This is a genomic window from Mycobacterium sp. IDUB_5 (assembly GCF_055419565.1).
Window position 1 is genome coordinate 830,200 of sequence record NZ_JBVAXX010000001.1, and the last position, 20,563, is coordinate 850,762.

Here is a 20,563-nt window from a genome sequence, read left to right on the forward strand (position 1 = left end):
GTGCCATGAGCAGTACCGACGTCTCCGCGAAGCTCTTCGCCGATGCCGCCTCGGTCATCCCCGGTGGCGTGAACTCGCCGGTGCGTGCCTTCAACTCCGTCGGGGGCACCCCGCGGTTCATCACGTCGGCCCAGGGCTGCTGGCTGACCGACGCCGACGGCAACCGATACGCCGACCTGGTGTGCTCGTGGGGCCCGATGATCCTCGGCCACGCCCACCCCGCCGTCGTCGAGGCCGTGCAACGCGCCGCTGCCGACGGGTTGTCGTTCGGGGCGCCCACGCCGTCGGAATCCGAGCTGGCGCGCGAGATCGTCGACCGCGTGGCGCCTGTGGAGCGGCTGCGGCTGGTCAACTCCGGCACCGAGGCGACGATGAGCGCGATCCGGTTGGCGCGCGGATTCACGGGCCGGGCGAAGATCATCAAGTTCTCCGGGTGCTACCACGGCCACAGCGACGCGCTGCTCGCCGACGCCGGGTCCGGCGTCGCGACGCTCGGCCTGCCGTCCTCGCCGGGAGTGACGGGTGCGGCCGCCGCCGACACGGTCGTGCTGCCCTACAACAACGTCGCCGCGGTCGAGGACGTCTTCGCCCGCTTCGGTGACGAGATCGCCTGCGTGATCACCGAGGCGAGCCCCGGCAACATGGGCACCGTCCCGCCGCTGCCCGGCTTCAACGCCGCGCTGCGCCGTATCACCGCCGCGCACGGCGCGCTGTTGATCAGCGACGAGGTGATGACGGGGTTCCGGGTCAGCCGGTCGGGCTGGTACGGCCTCGATCCGGTCGACGCCGACCTGTTCGCCTTCGGCAAGGTGATGAGCGGCGGGTTGCCTGCGGCGGCGTTCGGCGGACGCGCCGAGGTCATGGGCCGGCTGGCCCCGCTGGGCCCGGTCTATCAGGCGGGCACGCTGTCGGGGAACCCGGTCGCGATGGCCGCGGGGCTGGCTACGTTGCGTGCTGCCGACGACGCCGTCTACGCCACGCTCGACGCGAACGCCGACCGGCTGATCGGTCTCATCGGCGCCGCGTTGACCGAAGCGGGCGTCCCGCACCAGATTCCGCGCGCCGGCAACATGTTCAGCGTGTTCTTCGGCGACGCCGATCCGATCACCGACTTCGCGTCGGCGAAGGCCACCGAGACGTGGCGGTTCCCGGCGTTCTTCCACGCACTCCTCGACGCGGGCGTGTACCCACCGCCCAGCGCTTTCGAATGCTGGTTCGTCTCAACGGCTCTCGATGACGACGCCTTCGAAGCGATCGAAAAAGCGCTGCCCGTGGCGGCCGGCGCCGCAGCTCAGGTGAGTCGCCCGTGATGAAGACCGTCGTCCACGTGATGCGCCACGGCGAGGTGCACAACCCGGAGAAGATCCTCTACGGCCGGCTACCCGACTACCACCTCTCCGAGCGGGGCCGGGCGCAGGCGCGGCGCGTCGCGGAATGGCTCGGCACCCGAGACATCACCTATGTCGTCGCCTCACCGCTGGAGCGGGCACAGGAGACCGCCGCACCGATCGCCGCCGAGCACGGCCTGCCTGTCGGCACCGACGAGGAGCTGATCGAGTCGGCCAACGTGTTCCAGGGCCAGAAGGTTTCTCCCGGTGACGGTGCGCTGCGCGATCCCCGCAATTGGTGGCACCTGCGCAATCCGCGTACCCCGTCGTGGGGGGAGCCGTACACGGAGATCGCCGCGCGGATGACCAGGGCGGTGCGACGCGCGAAAGATGCCGCTGTCGGTCACGAGGCCGTCTGCGTCAGCCATCAATTGCCGGTCGAGACGCTGCGCCGAGCGATGACCGACAAAGCGCTGCACCATTTCCCGACCCGGCGTATGTGCAACCTCGCGTCGGTCACGTCGTTCTACTTCCACGACGATGCCTGCGTGGGCTGGGGGTACGCGGAGCTGGCCGGGCAGTGAAGCGCCTGGTTGCCCTGCTGATGGCGGCGGTCGTGCTCGCGGGATGCTCGACCGGCAGCGACGCCGTCGCGCAAGGGGGCAGCTTCGAGTTCGTCGCTCCTGGCGGCAAAACGGACATCGTCTACGATCCGCCCGCCGACCGCGGTACACCCGGCCCGGTGTCGGGCCCCGACCTGATGGACACGAGCAAGACGTTGTCGCTGAACGATTTCAAGGACAGAGTCGTCGTGCTCAACGTGTGGGGCCAGTGGTGCGGGCCGTGCCGCACCGAGATCACCGAGCTCGAGAAGGTGTATCTGGCGACCAAGGACCGCGGCGTCGCGTTCCTCGGAATCGATGTGCGCGACAACAACATCGACGCGGCACGTGATTTCATCGTCGACCGCGGTGTGACGTTCCCGTCCATCTACGACCCCGCGATGCGCACCCTGATCGCCTTCGGCGGGCGCTACCCGACCACGGTGATCCCGTCCACGGTGGTGCTCGACCGACAGCACAGGGTCGCCGCGGTGTTCCTGCGGGAGCTGCTGGCCAGCGACCTGCAGCCGGTCGTCGAGCGGTTGGCGGCCGAGACGTGAACGTCGCCGAGATCGCCTCGAGCGGGCCGCTTCTGATCGCGATCGCGGTCAGCGTGCTGGCCGGCGTGGTGTCCTTCGCCTCGCCGTGTGTCGTACCGCTGGTGCCGGGTTATGTGTCGTATCTGGCCGCTGTCGTCGGTGTCGAGGACTCCCCGGCGTCGGTGAGGGTGCGCGGGGCGCGCCTGCGGGTCGCCGGCGCGGCGGCGTTGTTCGTCGCCGGGTTCACCGCGGTGTTCCTCCTCGGGACCGTCGCGGTGCTGGGGATGACGACGACGCTGATCACCAACGAGGTTCTGCTGCAACGCCTCGGCGGGGTCGTCACGATTCTGATGGGGCTCGTGTTCGTCGGGCTGGTGCCCGCGCTGCAGCGCGACACCCGGTTCACCCCGCGGCAGATCTCCACGCTGGGTGGCGCTCCGCTGCTCGGTGCGGTGTTCGCGCTGGGGTGGACGCCGTGCCTGGGGCCGACGTTGACCGGGGTGATCGCGGTGGCCTCGGCGACCGAGGGCAGCAATGTCGCGCGCGGCGTGGTGCTGGTCATCGCCTACTGCCTGGGGCTGGGTATCCCGTTCGTGCTGCTGGCGTTCGGTTCGGCCCGTGCGGTCAGCGGGCTGGGCTGGTTGCGCCGCCACACCCGCGCCATCCAGATCTTCGGGGGCGTGCTGTTGATCCTGGTGGGCATCGCGCTGGTCACCGGCCTGTGGGGCGAGTTCGTGTCCTGGGTGCGCGACGCGGTCGTCAGCGACGTGAGGCTCCCGATCTGATGGTCACCTCCTCTGCGCGAGCAGACGCGAAGTCGGCCGATCCGGGCCCCAAAAGGCCGAGTTCGCGTCTGTTCGCGCTGATTCGCAACACCTGGCGGACGCTGACGTCCATGGGCACCGCGCTGGTGCTGCTGTTCCTGCTCGCGCTCGGCGCGATCCCGGGGGCGTTGCTGCCGCAGCGCAGCCTCAACGAGACCAAGGTCGCCGAATACCTGGCCGAGCACCCGACGATCGGGCCGTGGCTCGATCGCGTGCAGGCCTTCGACGTGTTCTCCAGCTTCTGGTTCACCGCGATCTACGTGCTGCTGTTCGTCTCGCTGGTGGGCTGTCTGACGCCGCGGCTGGGCGAACACTTGCGGAGTCTGCGCGCCGACCCGGTGGCCGCCCCGCGCAACCTGGGCCGGCTGCCCAAGCACCACACCGCGCAGGTCGACGGGGACATCACCGCGGTGGCCGACGCGATGGACCAGCAGCTGTCGGGGTGGCGGCGGTTCACGCGCAGCGAGGGCCAATCGACAGAGATCTCGGCGGAGAAGGGCTATCTGCGCGAGTTCGGGAACATCGTGTTCCACTTCTCGCTCCTTGGCCTGCTCGTCGCGGTCGCGGCCGGCAAGCTGTTCAGCTACGAGGGCAACGTCATCGTGGTCGCAGACGGCGGCCCGGGCTTCTGCTCGGCGTCGCCTGCCGCGTTCGACTCCTTCCGCGCGGGCAACACGGTCGACGGCACCTCGCTCTATCCGATCTGCATGCGCGTCAACGATTTCCGTGCCGACTACATGCCCAACGGGCAGGCCACGTCGTTCGCCGCCGACATCGAGTACCAGGCCGGTGGGGACCTGACGTCGGGCACCTGGCGGCCCTACCTGTTGAAGGTCAACGAGCCACTGCGCGTCGGCGGGGATCGCGTCTACCTCCAGGGTCATGGCTACGCACCCACGTTCAGCGTCACGTTCCCCGACGGCCAGACCCGCACGCAGACGCTGCAGTGGCGGCCCGAGGACCAGATCACGTTCCTCTCGTCGGGCGCGATGCGTTTCGATCCGCCGGGCGGGACGTACTCCGACGAGCGGGAGCGGCGCAAGAACCAGATCGCCATCCAGGGTTTGTTCGCCCCGACGGAGCAGCTCGACGGCACGCTGCTGTCCTCGCGGTTCCCGGCGCTCAACGACCCGGCGGTCGCCGTCGACATCTACAAGGGCGACACCGGCCTGGACACCGGCCGGCCGCAGTCGTTGTTCTCGCTGGACCCACGGATGATCGACCAGGGCCGGCTGACCAAAGTCGCGCGCGTCAATCTGAGCGCAGGTCAGGACACCCGGCTGCCCGACGGCACGATCGTGCGCTTCGACGGCGCGGTGCCGTTCGTCAATCTGCAGGTCTCCCACGATCCCGCCCAGGTCTGGGTGCTGGTGTTCGCGATGACGATGATGGGTGGGCTGATCGTCTCGCTGGTCGTGCGCCGTCGCCGCGTCTGGGTGCGCCTGACGTCGGGACCGGCGGGTACGGTGAACGTCGAGCTCGGCGGGCTGGCGCGCACCGACAACTCGGGCTGGGGCGACGAGTTCGAACGCCTCACCGCCACACTGCTCTCCGCTGCGGAGCGCAGCGCCGGGAGCACCACGGAGAAGGAAGCGGATCGGGCATGAACAGCACCCACATCGACATAGGGCTGGCCCGCTATTCCGACTGGGCGTTCACGTCGTCGATCGTCGTGCTCGTGGCGGCGTTGCTGCTGCTCGCCGTCGAACTGGCGTACAGCCGCGGTCGCCGGGTCGAGCACCGCGACCTCGTGGCCGCGGGGTCGGTGGCCGGGGACAGCTCGGCACCCGGGCGTGTGTTCGACGCGCCGCGGCGGCCGTTCGACGAGCGGATCGGTTCGGCGGGCCTGGCGCTGGTGTACGTCGGCATCGGGTTGCTGCTGGCCTGCATCGTGCTGCGCGGGCTGTCCACGGCGCGCGTGCCGTGGGGCAACATGTACGAGTTCATCAACCTGACCAGCTTCTGCGGTCTGGTCGCGGGTGCGGTGGTTCTGCGCAAACCGCAGTACCGGTCGCTGTGGGTGTTCGTGCTGGTGCCGGTGCTGATCCTGTTGACCGTGTCGGGCAAGTGGCTGTACTCCCACGCCGCCCCCGTGATGCCTGCGCTGCAGTCCTACTGGCTGCCCATCCACGTGTCGGTCGTCAGCCTCGGCTCCGGGGTGTTCCTGGTCGCCGGCGTGGCGAGCATTCTGTTCCTGCTGAAGATGTCCCCCCTCGGAGATGCCGGGCGCACGGATGCGCTGGGCCGCATCGTGGAGCGGCTGCCCGACGCGCAGACGCTCGACCGCATCGCCTACCGCACCACGATCTTCGCGTTCCCGATCTTCGGGTTCGGCGTGATCTTCGGCGCGATCTGGGCCGAGGAGGCGTGGGGCCGCTACTGGGGCTGGGACCCGAAGGAGACGGTGTCGTTCATCGCGTGGGTCGTCTACGCGGCGTATCTGCATGCGCGGTCGACGGCCGGCTGGCGGGACCGCAAGGCGGCATGGATCAACGTCGTGGGGTTCGTCGCGATGGTGTTCAACCTGTTCTTCATCAACCTGGTGACGGTCGGATTGCACTCCTACGCCGGGGTCGGCTGAGAAAGAGGAGAGAGCGGTTGGTGACGGACACACCGGGGAGCTTTCGCGCGCAGCACCGATTTTCCGACCCGATGGCCGAGGTGCCCGCGGAGTGGACGGCGCCGACGCCGCCCCGAGGTCTTCCGAGGGTGATGGTCGTCGATCCCGCAGTGGAACCGCCCAGCGCAGAGGTGGCCGATCCGCCGCCGTACCTCGACCTGTCGACGGTCGCGTTGTTAGGCAAGGCCCGCAAGGGTCCGACGGCGGGATGGCGGAAGTGGCTTTACCGCGGTTCCGGTGGTCTCGTGGACGCGGGGGAGAGCCCCCGCGCTCAGCGGCACGCCCAGTTGGTCGCGCAGGTTCAGACGCCACTGCGCGGCTGCTACCGGATCGCCATGCTGTCGCAGAAGGGCGGGGTGGGCAAGACGACGATCACCGCGACACTCGGCGCGACGTTCGCGAGCACTCGAGGTGACCGGGTGGTCGCGGTGGACGCGAATCCGGACCGGGGAACGTTGAGCCAGAAGGTGCCGGTGGAGACCGCCGCGACGGTGCGGCACCTGCTGCGCGACATCGAGGGCATCGACTCCTATAGCGATGTGCGGCAGTACACCTCGCAGGGCGCGAGCCGCCTGGAGGTGCTGGCATCGGAGAGTGATCCGGCGGTGTCCGAGGCGTTCAGCGCCGAAGACTACGGGCGGACGCTCGACGTACTGGAGCGGTTCTACAGCGTGGTGCTCACCGACTGCGGCACAGGGATGCTGCATTCGGCGATGTCGGCCGTGCTCGACAAGGCCGACTCGTTGGTGGTGATCAGTTCCGGTTCGGTGGACGGGTCGCGCAGCGCCTCGGCAACGCTGGACTGGCTCGAGGCGCACGGACGAGAAGATCTGGTGCGCACCTCGATCGCCGTGATCAACGGGGTGCGGCCTCGGTCTCGGCGCAGCGACAGGAAAGTCGACCTCGACAAGGTCGTCGACCACTTCACCCGGCGGTGCCGGGCGGTCTGCCAGGTGCCGTTCGATCCGCATCTGGAGGAGGGCGCCGAAGTCGACCTCGAGCGGTTGCGTCCGGCGACCTCGGAAGCGCTGTTGGAGTTAGCGGCGACTGTGGCACAAGGTTTTCCGGGCGCGCGGCAAGCGGCGCCCGGCTAGCTGATCACGACCGGGGTTTGTCGTCCCGCGGGGTGATGCGCCGCAAGAAGTCTGGATCGTCGTCGGGTCCGATGACCCGCGTGCGCGAGCGCTGGCCAGACATTCGGGCCACCCGCCAACCGACGTAGACCAGTGCGGCCAGCACGAGAATCAGGAGCAAATAGGCCACGAAGAAACCTCCTTCCTGTCAATATACGCGCCCTCGGTAGGCTCGGATCGTGTCTGACGAACGGCCCCGATCCCGTCTGCTGCTCGACGTCGCGGCGTACGTGGCAGCCCGCCTCGTTCTCGTCGTCGTGGTCACCGCGGTCATCCTCGGTATCGGCGCGCTGATCGGGCTGCGTGACTTCCCGGTGGTGGTGGCGCTGATGTTCGCGATCGTGATCGCCCTGCCACTGGGCATCTGGTTGTTCGCCCCGCTGCGTCGGCGGGCCACCGAGAGCATCGCCGTGTTCGACGAACGTCGCCGCACCGAGCGCGCGCAGCTGCAGGCCCGGCTTCGGGGCGACGACCAGTCCGGACCTGCGGCGAGCTGATTGGCCGGCCGTCCGCTCTGCGCGGAGTAGTCCTGGAAGCGATGGGTAACCGCGTCGAATGAGTGAGCGCGATCTCGTGTCCGGTCACCCAGAGCCGGGCACGCCTGGACTGGGCGACGCGCGGGGTGCTGCATCGGAGTTGTACCAGCGGTGGGTCAGGGAGTTGTGGTCGGGCAAGATCGTCGCCGCCGAGTTGGTGTCCGTTGATTTCGTGGGCCACTGGCCCACCTACGACGTGAACGGGCCGGATCAACTGCAGACGATCGTCGACGACACGCGTATGCGGCTGCGCGAGTTGCAGTACGTCATCGACGTCGGTCCGCTCGTCGATGGTGACATGGTCGCAGCACGGTGGATCGCGACCGGGGCCACCCGGTCCGGTCCGGCCCGCTTCACCGGCAACGACATCCTTCGGATCGCCGACGGCAAAATCGTGGAGTGCTGGTCGGTGACAGTGCCCGCTTAGCGGGGAGCGGCGTCGGTGAGGAGGCGCTGCAGTGCCTCGAGGGGATCGCCCTGACCGGGATCGAGACGACGTGTCTGCGGCGACTGCTCCTGCGGGCCGGCCCCCACCGGGGGTGGTGCTGCCGCGGCGGCCGGCGGCGGAGGCGGAGGAGGGGCCAGGGGTGCGACCGCACCCAGGTTCTGCAATTTGGCCGCGATGCGTGCCGCGGCGTCCTCCCTCACCGCTCGTCGATCGGCGTCGGGATCGTCGTTGCCGGTGAAGCAGTTCGGCGGGGCGTCGTCGATGACTCCCAGCGCGCTGGCATAGCGCTCGCGGGCATCGTCGAGTCGGGCCTCCCACGCGGCCACATCGCCTTGCCGTTCCCGCACGAGCTCGAGGTTCACCCGGACCGGGCATGACCGGTCGGCGGTGGTGCGGGCCAGCGACTGTGAGAACTCGCGGTCGGCATCGCCGAGACGGTCCTGCAGGACGGCGAGGGTGCCCGCGGCGAAGTGGGTGCTCGCCGGTTGGATCACGCCGAACCTCTGCAGCACTGCAACATCGTCGGCCAGCTCCCCAGTGGCACCCGAGGCATAGTTCTCCTGCGCGGAACGTCCGGAGAGGACGACCGCGATCAGCGCACCGGCGATCGCCAGAGCGAGAGCGGCGGGCAGCGCCGACAGCAGTATGAGGCGACGCCGCCGCAGCAGCCGCGCCGGTCGCGCGGCGCCGGTCACGTCAGCACCTCCCGTGCCGTCGACCGGGCTCGTCGCAGATCCCTGATCGACCAGCCGATCTCGACGAGCAGCAGGCCTGAGGCGACGAGCGTGAGCAGCCAGTAGAGCTCGTCGCGCCGCTCCCCGGCCACGCCGGCCGCGGGTGGGTAGTCGGTGGGCTCGGCCGTCGTCGGGAGCGGTTGACCGGGCGCGCGTGCCGAGAAGCCGACGCCGAGTTGCTCGGCGATTCCGCGCAGCCGCTGCTCGCCGAGAGGGTCGGAGCCGTAACCGAACACCTGACCGCCCTCGATCCGTCCCACGTCGAACTGGCCCTGGGGGGCGGTGGATTGCGGTGCGCCCGAACCGAAGTAGTAGACGAGGCTGTCGGAACCGGGGTACTGCTGGGCCGCCGAGATCAGTTGATAGCGCAGCACCGTGGCCGCAGCCGCGGCGTTGACCTGGTCGACGCTGTCACCGGGCTCCGGGTCCAGCGCGGCGACGACGGGACGCAGACTCCAGGTGTCCGCCGACAGCGGCCAGTCGACGGCGGGTCGGGCGGCGAACGAGATCAGCGCGAACCGCGCGTCGGGGTGGGCGTCGGTAACAGCCCGGATGTCGTCACGGATGCCCGACATGCGGGGTCGGCCATCGACGTCCGGGAGGGCCGAATCGGCGGAGCGGTCGACGACGAGGTAGATGTTCTCGCCTCCTCGCGCGGACGAGGCCGTGCGCACCTCGGCGCGCAGGCCGCTCGCCGGGCGCGCGGCAGCCAGCAGGAGCAGTGCCACGGCCAGCGTCATGGCGCACCACCGCAGCGGGGCCCACCCTCCGGCCTTCAGCGCCGGCCACGCCGACAGCCCGCGCAGGAGTAGCAGCACGGCGGCGACTGCGGCCAGGACCAGGGGTGGCAGTACGGGTTCGAAGGTCATCGCCGCACCGCCATCAAAGAGACGCCGAGCAGCCCGGCCAGCGCGAGGCCGGCGACGAGGACCACGGTCGGGGAGTCGCGTCGCTGGTCGGCCTCGCCCGGGGCGCCGGCGCGGATGGCGTCGAGCTCGCCGTCGAGGGTGGCCGTGTCGAACCGGACGAACGAGCCGCCGCTGGATCGGGCGATGTCGGCGAGGTCATCGGTCTGATGCCCCGCGGTGGCGACCGCGTTGATCTCGATGTCACCTCGGCGGGCCATGTCGATCACCTGCTCGTCGGTGAACAACGACGGTCTGTCATCGCCGGGTGCTCGCAACGATCCCGGCCCGAGGTAGATCAGCGAGCGACGGGTGTCGCCCGGCGCCTCGAATCCGGGGAATCCGGTCAGGCACAGCGACAAAACGTCGGCGACGGTCGGTGCGTAGTCGGCGTAGTCGACTGCGCCGGTGAAGGATTCCAGCCGTGGTGTGTCCTGCACCCGGCCGGCTTCGGCGTACTCGCCGAATCTGCCTGCGGCGTATTGGTAGTCGCGGGTCAGGGGAACGAGCCGGCGGTCGGTGGAGGTGAGTCCGATGCGCTGGGTGCCGAAGGTCAACGTCTGGCGCGCGAAGTACCCGAGGAATTGTCCGGTCGCCGGATCGGTGGCGGGTTGGCCGACACAGAGCATGATGTCGTCGCGCGGTCCGGTGCCGGCGTCGACCGCTGCGGTCGGTCGGGCGGTCGCCAGGATCGCGGTTGCGAACAGGAGGACGAGGAGCGCCACGGCGATCGCCGTCGCCCTGGTCTGCCGCCGCACGACGGCCCGGTACTCGGGGAGCCGCGTGAGACGGACGGTGTGCGCCAGGGGTTCTCGTCGTTGCGCCGCCTTCGGGTTCGGGAGCAGCAGGGCGGCGGCGACGACGAGGGCCAACGTGACCGCCCCGAGGACGGGCACGGCCCACCAGGTCAGACCCATGAGCGGATCACACCCTCGGTGTCGGCCCCGAGCGTGTCGATGTCGGCTGTGGGGGCGACGCTGAACTGCGCGTCACCGAGCGCTGCGAGGACCGGCGCTGCCGCCGCGAGATCGCTTGCGGCGATGTCTTTGAGCTGCATGTACTGGACGCGCCGGCCCGTGGCCTGGTGCAGGAAGCTGCGCAGCGTCCGGCTCAGCGCGGTACTGGCGGCGACGTCGGTGAGCTCACCCGCCCGGTGCTGGCGCAGGATGGTTCGGACACGTCCTGCGAACCGCCTCCGCAGCAGACGTGCGTGGGCGTCACGCACCACCGGCATCGTGCGCAGTCGCCGCGACGGCAGGGTTGCCACGACAATGGCTGCATACCAGCCCAATACGGCCACGATCAGTGCCACGGCCAGCAGGAGCCACCACAGTGAGTAGCCGGGCGGTCCGCTGACGAAGCGTAGAAGGTCATCCGGCACGGGAAGGCATCCTGGTCAGTTGGGCTATGCGCTGCCGCAACTCGGCACTGCTCGGCACGATCGCGTGGGCGATCCCGTGTTCGGCCAGCATCTGTGAAAGGCGTTGCCGGCGGCGATGTTCGGCACGCTCGTAGGCCGCAACCACACGGGGGTCGGCAGCGGCCGTTGCGAGGACGGGTCGACCGGTCCCCACGTCGTAGCCGCCGTTGCGGCCCACCTCTGTCGGTGAGCGGTCGGCGACCATGGCCCAGAGCAGGTCGTGCCGGGCGGCCAGGCGGCCGACAACGTCGGTGAGCCGGTCGTCGACGTCGGGTTCGTCGGAAACGACGACGATCAGCATCGGATGTCGATAATGTGTTGCCACGTACTGCAATTGGCATCCGATATCGCTTTCCGCGCGGTCACTGCCGGCGTCGTGGAAGCGGTGCAGCATGCTCTCGATGTGCGTCTCACCGCGGCGCATCCGGATGTTCACGCTGCCGCGGGCGTCGCCGAACACCATGCCGATCTCGTCGGAACGGCCCAGAGTGATCAGCCCGATCGCGCCGACGATGAGCCCGGCGATGTCGCTCTTGGCTTCTCCGCTCGGGGTGCGGGCGGTCATGTCGCGGCCGGTGTCGACCACGAGCAGCACCTTGTGATGCTTCTCGGAGACGAAGCGCTTGATCAGGACGTCGCCGGAGCGCGCCGATGCCTTCCAGTCGATGTCCCGGACGTCGTCACCCGGAACGTAAGGCCGCAGTTCGTCGAATTCCAGGGTTCGGGTGTGCAGCAGTGCGTGGCGACCTCCGTCGAGCATGCCGCGGGTGTCGCCGCCGAACAGCGACCGGACCCTGTTGAGATACTTGCCCACGGCCGCCCCGCTAGGGCACCCGCACCGCGGCCAGCGCCGCGTCGATCACGCGGCCGGGCGTCACGCCCGTGCTGGCCGCTTCGAAGCTCAGGATCAACCGGTGCTGCAGGACGCGGTGCGCCAGATCGGCGATGTCGCCGGGCAGGACATGGGTGCGTCCGGACAGCAGCGCCAACGCACGCGCCGCGGTGCACAGCGCGATGGTGGCGCGCGGGCTCGCGCCGTACTCGACGACGCGGGCCACATGCGAGGGCAGGTATTTCTCGGCGTCGCGGGTGACGCCTACCAGGCGGCTCGCGTAGAGCATCAGATCCCGGCTCAGGTAGATCTCGCCCGCGAAGCGCTGGACTGCTCGGATGTCGTCGAGCGTGGCGACGGGACGGGTGCGGTGTCCGCGGTCGTAGAGCCCGGTGTCACGGCGGATCAACACCTCGACCTCTTCTTCGGGCGAGGGATAGCGGACGATCTCCTTGATCAGGAACCGGTCGGTCTGCGCCTCCGAGAGCGCGTAGGTGCCTTCCTGGTCGACGGGGTTCTGGGTGGCGATGACCAGGAACGGTTCATCGATCGGATACACCGTGCCGGCGATGGTGGTCTGTCTCTCCTCCATCGCCTCCAGCATCGCGCTCTGGGTCTTGGCGCTGGAACGGTTGATCTCGTCGAGCAGCACCACGTTGGCGTGGACGGGACCGAGTTGGGTGACGAATGCCGCCCCACCCCGAGCCGACGCGTCGTAGATCTGGGTGCCGATGATGTCGCTGGGCAGCAGGTCGGGGGTGCATTGGATGCGGCGGAACTGCCCGTCGATCGATTCGGCGATGACACGGGCCGCGGTCGTCTTGGCCAGCCCGGGCACGCTCTCGAGGAGCACGTGGCCGCCCGTCAGCAACCCGATCAGCAGGGATTCCCGGAGGTGTTCCTGGCCGACCACCTTGGCGGAGAACGCCGCCGACAGCGCCGACACGACTCGCTGGGCCTCGGATTCGCGCGGAACGGGGGCAGCAGTCATCCCGCCTTGTGTACCACGGCCATGGAGGGGGCAAACCGGACCGGACGCTGGGCAGCCCCTTTATCCTGGTGAACGTGCCCGAGGGGGTCTCTGCACACTTCACCGAGGACGGCGTGGCGGCGATCGCCGCGGCGACCGATGCCGCCCGCGCGCACAACGCCGCGGAGATCACCAGCGAGCACCTGTTGGCCGGGCTGCTGCGCCACGCTGACGGTGAACTCGCGGCGTTGCTAGCGCCCTACGGATTGACCGCCGACACCGCGACCCGCCGCATCCTCCCGGGTCGGCCCGGGGACCCCGTCGTCGACGCACCGGTCTTCTCGCGCCGCGCCAAACAAGTCCTCCGGATCGCGCGTTCGCATCACGGTGGCCGCGTCAGCTGTGCGGGGATCTTCCTGGCGCTGATGCTGCGCCGCGACAGCACGGTGCTCGCCTACCTCCGCGACAACGCAGAGTTCGAGAGGCTGACCCTGCGGGTGTGGGAGCTGACCTCGCGTTAGCCGAACGCGAGTGCGGCGGCCACCAGGATCGCCCACACCAGCATCGTCAGACCGGTGTCGCGCAGCACGGGGATCAGGTCCCGGCCGCCCAGTCCGGCACGCACGGGCCGGGACGCGCGCACGGCCAGCGGAGTCGCGAGGAACCCAGCCCCGCACGCCGGTGTCGCGATGAAACACAGCACCAGCGTGAGCACGATCCAGACCATCAGCAGCGCCTGGTACAGCACCCGCGTCCGGGCGTCGCCGAGGCGGACCGCGAGGGTGATCTTGCCGGTCTGTGAGTCCGTCGGGATGTCGCGCAGGTTGTTGGCCACCAGAACGGCTGAGGACAGACACCCCATCGCGACGGCCGCCGCGGCGCCTACCCAGTCGACCCGCAGCGCCTGCGTGAACTGGGTGCCCAGCACAGCGACCAGTCCGAAGAACACGAACACCGCTATCTCGCCGAAACCGAGATAGCCGTACGGCTTGGACCCTCCGGTGTAGAGCCACGCGCCGGCGATGCAGACCGCTCCGACCGCGATCAGCCACGGCGCGGAGAACCACGCCAGCGCCAGCCCGGCGATCGCCCCCACGGCCAGGCTGACCATGGCGGCGAGCAGGACCGTGCGCGGCGCCGCGAGCTTGGAGCCGACCAGCCGCAGCGGGCCTGCCCGTACGTCGTCGGTGCCGCGGATGCCGTCGGAGTAGTCGTTGGCGTAGTTGACCCCGACGATCATCCCGACCGCGACGAGCAACGCCAGCAACGCTTTCCACCACGACGCCGCGTCCAGCCATGCGGCGGCGCCGGTACCGGCGATCACGGGTGCGACGGCGTTGGGCAGAGTCCGCGGACGTGCCCCTTCCACCCATTGCCCGAATGTCGCCACGAGGTCAGTCTTGCAGGTGCGGGCCGTGGCAGACTGAGCGCATGGACGACCGACTCAGCAAGGGCGAGATCAGCAAGGACGTGGTGCAGGAGATCGTCGGTGCTGGCGCGACGGCAGTCGGCGAGGTCGCCTCGATCATCACCACCGCGGTCCGCGATGTCGCGAACGCGATCGGCGGTTTCGCGACGGACGTCTTCGAGATCCGCGACGGTGCGCGCCGCGCGGCGCAGCACCATCTCGACACCGACGTCGACGCCGACGAGCAGTAGCGCCGACACCCCAGACCGTCGCGCGAGTGGTGGTGCGCGCGTAGGAATCTCGTTGGAAGCGTGTGTTGACGACACGCACCGTGCCCCAGTCGAGGTCGGGGTGTCCGATCACCCGGCTGGGGATCTCGCCCAGGACCGTCGACCCGGTCAGGCCGGCGAACGTCCCGCCGACGGCGGGGTCACGGTCTTCGGTGAGCCACGGGCGCGGAGACTCGATGACGGTCCGGGGCGTCTGCGCCAGACCGCCGGCAATCGTGGGGATGTTGTGCACGCACGGGAACAGGAACGCCAGCGGCCAGCTGATCAGCACGGGACCGTTCGCCGCGAGGAACGCGGTGAGGGGGATCGTCGAGCGCAGACGCGGCCCGGTGAAGGCCAACCAGCCCAGCTCGTCGGTCCGGCCGTCCACCGCGCGCACGCGGACCCGGTCCGCCCCCGCAGGCACCACGGCGGCGTCGACACCGATCGAGCGCCACAGTGGTTGGGTCGGCACTTCGTCAGAAGCGGGCCGGTCCACCGGTGTGCTGCTGCCCAGTGCCGCGACAGCGCCGCCGTCGGCCCGGCCGAATTCCAGGGTCAGTGCGTTGCCGCCCGAGGTGCGTCCTGAAACCGACAGAGCAACACCGAGATTCGGCGCAAGTGCGGGTAGGGAGAACCATTCGGTGGTGATCGAGCCGGTGGCTGACGGGCCCGGAGTGCGGCTGCCCCACAGGTAGGTCGACGTACCGGTGCCTGGCGGATCCGGTGGCGGTGCGCCGGGAGCGTAGCCCCCGCCGGCAACGAAACCGTCGGAGCGGGAGGCTGATTCGGCCGCCGTCAACACCTCGCCGTCCGGTAGCAACTCGATGTCGTCGGCCAGTCCGCACACGCGCGTCGAGGCGAGCCGGTGCAGGTTGACCATCGCCAGCGATCCCGCCGATCGCCGCAGGGGAGCTGCGGCGAAGGAGCCGAGTAGCAGCACCACCACGGTGCCGAACGACACCACGGTCAGCACCGCCGGCGCCGCGGTGAGAAGGGCGGTGAGCTGCGCTCGGGCCGCGACGAGCGCGGCCGCGCCTGCCGCGAGCAGCGCGGCCCACAGCAGCGGGTTGTCCAGCGCCACACCCGCGGGACGTATCGGCGACGACGCCCACGGCACGTCGTAGAGCGCGGGCAGCCACCACGCGGAGGGGCCGGAGAACGCCAGCGCCGCCGCCGCAGCCAGCAGCGCCGAGCCGACCACCCCGGCTCCGGCCAGCACTCGGTCAGCGGTGCGCGCCCGCCGCGTCACCAGCACCGTCGTCACCGTCAGGAACGCGGCGAACACCCCGGCGCCGGCCCCGAAGTGGTACGACCACTTCGACGGGCCGGTCGCGAACAACGCGAGCATCACCACGACGACCGCCGCCAGGCGCAGCGCGGCCGCGCCCACGCGGTCCCGGCGCAGCAGCGCCGCCGTGGCGGCGATCGGCAGCAGCGCGATCGTGACGAGGATCGGTAGCCGTTTGGCCATACTGCCCTGCTGGTCGGCCTGTAGGAGGTAGCGGTAGCGCGTCGGCTCGTCGTACCACGGCAGCGACGGACCGAACATGTTGTGCCAGTGCGTGGCGGTGACCAGCGCGTCCCAGGTCTGGTCGGCGAAGATCACGGTGAGCGTGACGGCGCCGACGCTGCACACCGATGCGAGGATGGCCGCGAGCTGCAGCCGGCTGGACGCGTGCGTGGCGGCACGAAGTCGGTCGGCGAAGACCAGGATCGGGGCGGCGACGAGCACGCCGGTGGGGCTGATCGGGACCGTCAGCGCGACGACGAGCGCAAGCAGTGCCAACCCGGCCGGACCACGCGTCCGCCAGGCGAGCGCGAGCGCCGCGGTGGCCCCGAGCGCCACGAAAGACTCCGGGCGTGTGCCGAGGTTGAACGGCAGCCACGTGACGAGCAGGCAGAGCGCGGCCAGCAGCCGCACGCGGCCGGTGTGACGCGGCAAGGCCGCGCCGAGGACGCCGCGACTGAGCACGAACCACGTGGCCATCGCCAGGAGGGTGCTGGGGACGCGCAGCCACAGCGGGGCGAGGCTGATCCGGGTCAGCGGGGCGAGCATCTCCTGACTTAGTGCGAACGGGACTTCTGCCGCGTTCCACCAGCGGTAGTAGTTGCCGGGGTCGCCCGTCGCGGTGACGGTCCGGGCGATCGTCGTGGCCCAGCCGTCGTCGACCGCGAGCGGGCCGATGACGGCCCACCCGCACAGGATGGTGAGTACCGCGGCGTCGATCCACCACAGCCGGGGCCACCGAAGGCGGGGCCGCCGGACACGACCACGCAGCAGCAGCGTGAGCGCCGTAGCGGCGCAGAGCAGCTGCACCGCGACGAGCACCGCCTTGGCCGTCGTCGGCGTCGTACCGAACGGGCCTCCGATCACGGCCGTCACCGACAGTCCGACCGTGAGGGACGGGTCGAGGTCGGTGCGCAGCTCGAACACCTCGGGCACGAGCTGGTCGGCGAGGTAGGTGACGCGTCCGTCTGCCTGCAGTACCGAGATCCCCGAAGGACCCGCCTCGACGCTGACCCGGCAGTCCGCCGGATCCGGGGGAACCGGAATCGTCTCGGCCCTCTCGCCGATCCGCAACACCACGCTGCCGGGGCTGCCGGTCACCGTCAGCCCGCCGTCTCCTGTGCTCAGGACGGTGACTGTCGCCGGCTGTGCAGCGGCCGCGCGCAACACCGGACACGGCAGCGTGGCTGTGAGGTTCATCGGGCGGTAGGGCACCGTCAGCACGGTGCTCGAGACCGCGGGCCCGCCCGGGGCGGGCCAGGCCAGCGTCGTCGTCTGCGCGACGACGGGGGCGAACGGGAGAGTGAGGGCGCTCGCCACCCCGGCGATGCCGACGAGGATGGCGATCCAGGTCCAGGGTCTCGACATGTGGGGCCGCATAGCGTTGCGGTCAGCCTGCACGGTGTGGGTGCTCGTCCCACCGGCCCATCCCGGGACGTCACAGCAACGTCATGGACGGTGGGTCGGACCGATGCACCACAATGGGCCCAGTGTCGGTGGACGTGAGGAGCAGTGAGTGCTGGGAGTGATCGGCGGCAGCGGGTTCTATTCGTTCTTCGGTGCCGACGCACGGACCGTCAATCTGGACACCCCCTACGGCGCACCCAGTGCAGCGATCACGGTCGGAACGGTCGGCGAGCACGAGGTGGCTTTCCTGCCGCGCCACGGCACGGAGCACGAGTTCTCGCCGCACACCGTGCCCTACCGCGCCAACATGTGGGCGTTACGCGCACTCGGGGTGCGGCGCATCTTCGGTCCCTGTGCGGTGGGCAGTCTCGATCCTGCGCTCGGTCCCGGCGCGATGGTGGTGCCCGATCAGCTCGTGGACCGCACCTCGGGCCGAGCGGACACGTACTTCGATTCCGGCGGCATCCACGTCGGCTTCGCCGATCCGTACTGCCCGACGCTGCGTGAGGCGGTGACCGGGCTGCCGGACGTGGTCGACGGCGGCACGATGGTGGTGATCCAGGGCCCGCGGTTCTCCACCCGCGCGGAGAGTCAGTGGTTCGCCGGTCAGGGTTTCCGGCTGGTCAACATGACCGGATACCCGGAGGCGGTACTCGCACGCGAACTCGAGATGTGTTATGCGGCAATCGCTTTGGTCACTGATCTGGATGCGGGTATCGAGTCGGGGCAGGGGGTGACGGCCGTCGACGTCTTCGCCGAGTTCCAGCGCAACCTGGTGCCGTTCAAGCAGCTCGTGCACGAGGCGATCGCCAACGTCTCCTCCGAGCGCACCTGCACCCACTGCCTGCCCCACGCCGGTGTCGAGCTGCCGTTCGACCTGCCGTGAGGGTGCTGCTGACCGGCGCGGCCGGCTTCATCGGGTCCCGCATCTGGGCGCAGCTCACCGACGCCGGCCATGACGTCGTCGCGGTCGACGCGATGCTGCCCGCCGCCCACGGGGAGGGCGCCGAACTGCCGGACGGTGTCGCGCACGTCGATGTCCGGGACGCTACCGCTGTTGCGCGGGTGCTCGACGGTGTCGACGTCGTCTGCCACCAGGCCGCGGTGGTCGGCGCCGGAGTCAACGCCGCCGATGCGCCGTCCTACGCGTCGCACAACGACCTGGGCACCGCGGTGCTGCTGGCCGAGATGTTCGCCGCCGGATGTCAGCGCCTGGTGCTGGCGTCGTCGATGGTGGTCTACGGCCAGGGCCGGTTCGTGTGCCCGCAGCACGGAGACGTCGAGCCGCAGCCGCGGCGCCGCGAGGATCTGGATGCGGGGATGTTCGACCATCTCTGCCCGGTCGGTGGCGAGCGGGTGGACTGGGCGCTGGTCGACGAGGACGCCGCGCTGCGCCCGCGAAGCCTGTACGCGGCGAGCAAGGTGGCCCAGGAGCACTTTGCGATCGCGTGGAGCGAGTCGACGGGCGGTTCGGTCGTGGCGCTGCGCTACCACAACGTCTACGGGCCCGGTATGCCGCGCGACACCCCCTACTCGGGTGTCGCCGCGATCTTCCGCTCTTCGCTCGAAAAGGGCGATGTGCCAAAGGTTTACGAGGACGGCGGGCAGATGCGGGACTTCGTCCACGTCGACGACGTCGCGGCGGCCAACGTGGCGGCGGTGCAGGCGGACGCCCAGGGGTTCGATGCGTTTAACGTGTGCTCGGGTCGGCCGATCGCGATCCTCGATGTCGCCGCGGCATTGTGCGAGGCGCGCGGTGATGTGACGCCGCTCGTGACGGGGCAATACCGCAGTGGCGACGTCCGGCACATCGTCGCGGATCCGGCGAAGGCGGCGCGGGTGCTCGGCTTCCGCGCGGCGGTGACTCCGGCCGACGGTCTGGCGGAGTTCGCGACGGCGCCGCTCCGGGGCGTCTAGCATTCTTGACAACTGTCAAGTAATACTGACCGCATGAGCTCAGCGTTGTGCGACCAGTTCGGTATCGACTTTCCCTTGTTCGCGTTCAGCCACTGCAGGGACGTGGTTGCCGCGGTCACCAATGCCGGTGGGTTCGGTGTGCTCGGCGCGACGGCGTACAGCCCGGCGCAGCTGGACCGCGAGCTGGGCTGGATCGACGACGCGGTGGGCGGCAAGCCCTACGGCGTGGACCTGATCGTGCCCGCGAAGTTCGAGGGCAAGGGGGAGAAGCTGTCGGGCTCCGACCTCGCGTCGCGGATTCCGCAGAGCTACCGCGAGCTCGTCGACGATCTCCTGCGCGCCCACGACATCGAGCCCGAGCCGGAGCGCAGGCTCGGCGGCTCGTCGCTGTCGGGCAACACCGGCCCGGAGCTGCTCGACGTCGCGCTGACGCACCCGGTCAAGCTGATCGCCAACGCGCTCGGCGTGCCACCGGACTACATGATCGCGGCGGGCAAGGAGCGCGGCATCCCGGTCGCGGCCCTGGTCGGTGCCAAGGAACACGCGGTCAAGCAGGTCGCCGCGGGCGTGGACCTGATCGTCGCTCAAGGCACCGAGGCCGGCGGCCACTGCGGCGAGGTGAGCACGCTCGTCGTGGTGCCAGAAGTCATCGAGGCCGTCGACGGGGCTGTGCCCGTTCTGGCGGCCGGCGGCATCGTGACCGGTCGGCAGATGGCCGGCATGGTCGCGATGGGTGCGGCAGGCGCGTGGACGGGGTCGGTGTGGCTGACCACCGAGGAAGCCGAGACGGCGCCGCACACGGTGGCCAAGATGCTGGCCGCCTCCTCGCGCGACACCGTGCGGTCGGCAGGGCGGACGGGCAAGCCGTCAAGGCAGCTGAAGTCGGAGTGGACCGATGCGTGGCAGCCGAACTCCGAGGGCCATCAGCCGCTGCCGCTGCCGCTGCAGTCGATGCTGTGCGAGCCGGTGATCCGCCGCATCGACGTGCTCGCCGCACAGGGACATGAAGGCGCCCAGGCGCTGGCCACCTATTTCGTCGGGCAGGGCGTCGGGCTGATGAACAAGGTGAAGCCGGCCCGCGAGGTGGTCCGTGAGTTCATCGAGGACTACCTGGCCGCGGCGGATCGCCTGAGCAACTCACTGCCCGGCTGACCCGGCACG

General features: G+C 69.9%; 22 protein-coding genes and 1 pseudogene. 14 read left to right on the forward strand and 9 right to left on the reverse strand.

The window, feature by feature from the left end:
- The first annotated feature begins 5 nt into the window (after positions 1–5).
- From hemL to ACZY1G_RS04110, 7 genes are all read left to right on the forward strand, one after another.
- Complete coding sequence (hemL, locus tag ACZY1G_RS04080; protein WP_463821659.1) at positions 6–1,310, forward strand: glutamate-1-semialdehyde 2,1-aminomutase; 1,305 nt, start codon at positions 6–8, stop codon at positions 1,308–1,310.
- Positions 1,310–1,912: a histidine phosphatase family protein gene (locus ACZY1G_RS04085; protein WP_463821660.1), complete on the forward strand. Its 603-nt coding sequence runs from the start codon at positions 1,310–1,312 to the stop codon at positions 1,910–1,912. Before hemL ends, ACZY1G_RS04085 begins: the two co-directional genes overlap by 1 nt.
- The gene (locus ACZY1G_RS04090; protein WP_463821661.1) at positions 1,909–2,490 is read left to right on the forward strand and encodes a TlpA disulfide reductase family protein; all 582 of its coding nucleotides are present in this window, start codon (positions 1,909–1,911) and stop codon (positions 2,488–2,490) included. Before ACZY1G_RS04085 ends, ACZY1G_RS04090 begins: the two co-directional genes overlap by 4 nt.
- On the forward strand, positions 2,487–3,254 hold the full coding sequence (locus ACZY1G_RS04095) for a cytochrome c biogenesis CcdA family protein (RefSeq protein ID WP_463821662.1): 768 nt from the start codon (positions 2,487–2,489) through the stop codon (positions 3,252–3,254). Before ACZY1G_RS04090 ends, ACZY1G_RS04095 begins: the two co-directional genes overlap by 4 nt.
- Positions 3,255–3,364: 110 nt before the next feature.
- A complete protein-coding gene (resB, locus tag ACZY1G_RS04100; RefSeq protein ID WP_463821791.1) occupies positions 3,365–4,900 on the forward strand; it encodes a cytochrome c biogenesis protein ResB in 1,536 nt (511 codons plus the stop codon).
- Positions 4,897–5,874 carry a c-type cytochrome biogenesis protein CcsB gene (gene ccsB / locus ACZY1G_RS04105; protein WP_463821663.1) on the forward strand — a complete coding sequence of 326 codons (978 nt, stop codon included), beginning with the start codon at positions 4,897–4,899 and terminating at the stop codon, positions 5,872–5,874. The genes resB and ccsB overlap by 4 nt, the downstream gene beginning before the upstream one ends.
- A gap of 71 nt (positions 5,875–5,945) precedes the next feature.
- The gene (locus ACZY1G_RS04110; protein ID WP_463814840.1) at positions 5,946–7,007 is read left to right on the forward strand and encodes a MinD/ParA family ATP-binding protein; all 1,062 of its coding nucleotides are present in this window, start codon (positions 5,946–5,948) and stop codon (positions 7,005–7,007) included.
- Positions 7,008–7,011: 4 nt separating this feature from the next.
- Here ACZY1G_RS04110 and ACZY1G_RS04115 read toward each other — a convergent pair whose 3' ends face one another.
- Positions 7,012–7,176, reverse strand: coding sequence for a hypothetical protein (locus ACZY1G_RS04115; protein ID WP_335333415.1), 165 nt, complete (start codon positions 7,174–7,176; stop codon positions 7,012–7,014).
- Between the two features lie 49 nt (positions 7,177–7,225).
- Here ACZY1G_RS04115 and ACZY1G_RS04120 point away from each other — a divergent pair, with 49 nt between their 5' ends.
- On the forward strand, positions 7,226–7,543 hold the full coding sequence (locus ACZY1G_RS04120) for a DUF4229 domain-containing protein (protein WP_463821664.1): 318 nt from the start codon (positions 7,226–7,228) through the stop codon (positions 7,541–7,543).
- Positions 7,544–7,601: 58 nt separating this feature from the next.
- Positions 7,602–8,009: an ester cyclase gene (locus ACZY1G_RS04125; protein WP_463813750.1), complete on the forward strand. Its 408-nt coding sequence runs from the start codon at positions 7,602–7,604 to the stop codon at positions 8,007–8,009.
- Here the strand turns inward: ACZY1G_RS04125 and ACZY1G_RS04130 are convergent.
- From ACZY1G_RS04130 to ACZY1G_RS04155, 6 genes are read right to left on the reverse strand one after another with little or no spacing between them, the layout of a single operon-like run.
- Positions 8,006–8,725 carry a hypothetical protein gene (locus ACZY1G_RS04130; protein ID WP_463813751.1) on the reverse strand — a complete coding sequence of 240 codons (720 nt, stop codon included), beginning with the start codon at positions 8,723–8,725 and terminating at the stop codon, positions 8,006–8,008. The two genes, ACZY1G_RS04125 and ACZY1G_RS04130, sit on opposite strands and share 4 nt — an antisense overlap.
- Positions 8,722–9,633: a vWA domain-containing protein gene (locus ACZY1G_RS04135; protein ID WP_463813752.1), complete on the reverse strand. Its 912-nt coding sequence runs from the start codon at positions 9,631–9,633 to the stop codon at positions 8,722–8,724. The genes ACZY1G_RS04130 and ACZY1G_RS04135 overlap by 4 nt, the downstream gene beginning before the upstream one ends.
- Positions 9,630–10,586: a hypothetical protein gene (locus ACZY1G_RS04140; protein WP_463821665.1), complete on the reverse strand. Its 957-nt coding sequence runs from the start codon at positions 10,584–10,586 to the stop codon at positions 9,630–9,632. Before ACZY1G_RS04140 ends, ACZY1G_RS04135 begins: the two co-directional genes overlap by 4 nt.
- Positions 10,577–11,050, reverse strand: coding sequence for a hypothetical protein (locus ACZY1G_RS04145; protein WP_463821666.1), 474 nt, complete (start codon positions 11,048–11,050; stop codon positions 10,577–10,579). Before ACZY1G_RS04145 ends, ACZY1G_RS04140 begins: the two co-directional genes overlap by 10 nt.
- A complete protein-coding gene (locus ACZY1G_RS04150; RefSeq protein ID WP_463813755.1) occupies positions 11,040–11,903 on the reverse strand; it encodes a DUF58 domain-containing protein in 864 nt (287 codons plus the stop codon). Before ACZY1G_RS04150 ends, ACZY1G_RS04145 begins: the two co-directional genes overlap by 11 nt.
- Before the next feature lie 10 nt (positions 11,904–11,913).
- On the reverse strand, positions 11,914–12,912 hold the full coding sequence (locus tag ACZY1G_RS04155) for an AAA family ATPase (protein WP_463821667.1): 999 nt from the start codon (positions 12,910–12,912) through the stop codon (positions 11,914–11,916).
- 74 nt (positions 12,913–12,986) lie between these two features.
- Between ACZY1G_RS04155 and ACZY1G_RS04160 the strand changes: the two genes are divergently transcribed.
- Positions 12,987–13,412: a Clp protease N-terminal domain-containing protein gene (locus tag ACZY1G_RS04160; RefSeq protein ID WP_463813757.1), complete on the forward strand. Its 426-nt coding sequence runs from the start codon at positions 12,987–12,989 to the stop codon at positions 13,410–13,412.
- Here ACZY1G_RS04160 and ACZY1G_RS04165 read toward each other — a convergent pair.
- Positions 13,409–14,281, reverse strand: coding sequence for a 1,4-dihydroxy-2-naphthoate polyprenyltransferase (locus ACZY1G_RS04165; protein ID WP_463813758.1), 873 nt, complete (start codon positions 14,279–14,281; stop codon positions 13,409–13,411). The genes ACZY1G_RS04160 and ACZY1G_RS04165 overlap by 4 nt on opposite strands.
- Before the next feature lie 41 nt (positions 14,282–14,322).
- Between ACZY1G_RS04165 and ACZY1G_RS04170 the strand changes: the two genes are divergently transcribed.
- On the forward strand, positions 14,323–14,550 hold the full coding sequence (locus ACZY1G_RS04170) for a hypothetical protein (protein ID WP_463821668.1): 228 nt from the start codon (positions 14,323–14,325) through the stop codon (positions 14,548–14,550).
- A 13-nt stretch (positions 14,551–14,563) separates the two neighbouring features.
- On the opposite strand, the pseudogene ACZY1G_RS04175 reads toward ACZY1G_RS04170, so the two are convergent.
- A pseudogene (locus ACZY1G_RS04175) lies at positions 14,564–17,458 on the reverse strand (arabinosyltransferase domain-containing protein); the annotation flags it as partial.
- Between the two features lie 136 nt (positions 17,459–17,594).
- Here ACZY1G_RS04175 and ACZY1G_RS04180 point away from each other — a divergent pair.
- The 3 genes from ACZY1G_RS04180 to ACZY1G_RS04190 are packed head-to-tail and all read left to right on the forward strand — an operon-like array spanning position 17,595 to position 20,554.
- Positions 17,595–18,371 carry an S-methyl-5'-thioadenosine phosphorylase gene (locus ACZY1G_RS04180; protein WP_463813760.1) on the forward strand — a complete coding sequence of 259 codons (777 nt, stop codon included), beginning with the start codon at positions 17,595–17,597 and terminating at the stop codon, positions 18,369–18,371.
- On the forward strand, positions 18,368–19,402 hold the full coding sequence (locus tag ACZY1G_RS04185; RefSeq protein WP_463821669.1) for an NAD-dependent epimerase/dehydratase family protein: 1,035 nt from the start codon (positions 18,368–18,370) through the stop codon (positions 19,400–19,402). Before ACZY1G_RS04180 ends, ACZY1G_RS04185 begins: the two co-directional genes overlap by 4 nt.
- A gap of 33 nt (positions 19,403–19,435) precedes the next feature.
- Positions 19,436–20,554 carry an NAD(P)H-dependent flavin oxidoreductase gene (locus ACZY1G_RS04190; protein ID WP_463821670.1) on the forward strand — a complete coding sequence of 373 codons (1,119 nt, stop codon included), beginning with the start codon at positions 19,436–19,438 and terminating at the stop codon, positions 20,552–20,554.
- Positions 20,555–20,563: the final 9 nt, after the last annotated feature.

Excerpts from the sequence above, each read along its gene's own strand:
- hemL (WP_463821659.1), top strand. The coding sequence starts at position 6 with ATGAGCAGTACCGACGTCTCCGCGAAGCTCTTCGCCGATGCCGCCTCG.
- ACZY1G_RS04085 (WP_463821660.1), top strand. The coding sequence starts at position 1,310 with ATGAAGACCGTCGTCCACGTGATGCGCCACGGCGAGGTGCACAACCCG.
- resB (WP_463821791.1), top strand. The coding sequence starts at position 3,365 with ATGGGCACCGCGCTGGTGCTGCTGTTCCTGCTCGCGCTCGGCGCGATC.
- ccsB (WP_463821663.1), top strand. The coding sequence starts at position 4,897 with ATGAACAGCACCCACATCGACATAGGGCTGGCCCGCTATTCCGACTGG.
- ACZY1G_RS04110 (WP_463814840.1), top strand. The coding sequence starts at position 5,946 with ATGGCCGAGGTGCCCGCGGAGTGGACGGCGCCGACGCCGCCCCGAGGT.
- ACZY1G_RS04125 (WP_463813750.1), top strand. The coding sequence starts at position 7,602 with ATGAGTGAGCGCGATCTCGTGTCCGGTCACCCAGAGCCGGGCACGCCT.
- ACZY1G_RS04135 (WP_463813752.1), bottom strand. The coding sequence starts at position 9,633 with ATGACCTTCGAACCCGTACTGCCACCCCTGGTCCTGGCCGCAGTCGCC.
- ACZY1G_RS04140 (WP_463821665.1), bottom strand. The coding sequence starts at position 10,586 with ATGGGTCTGACCTGGTGGGCCGTGCCCGTCCTCGGGGCGGTCACGTTG.
- ACZY1G_RS04155 (WP_463821667.1), bottom strand. The coding sequence starts at position 12,912 with ATGACTGCTGCCCCCGTTCCGCGCGAATCCGAGGCCCAGCGAGTCGTG.
- ACZY1G_RS04170 (WP_463821668.1), top strand. The coding sequence starts at position 14,323 with ATGGACGACCGACTCAGCAAGGGCGAGATCAGCAAGGACGTGGTGCAG.
- ACZY1G_RS04190 (WP_463821670.1), top strand. The coding sequence starts at position 19,436 with ATGAGCTCAGCGTTGTGCGACCAGTTCGGTATCGACTTTCCCTTGTTC.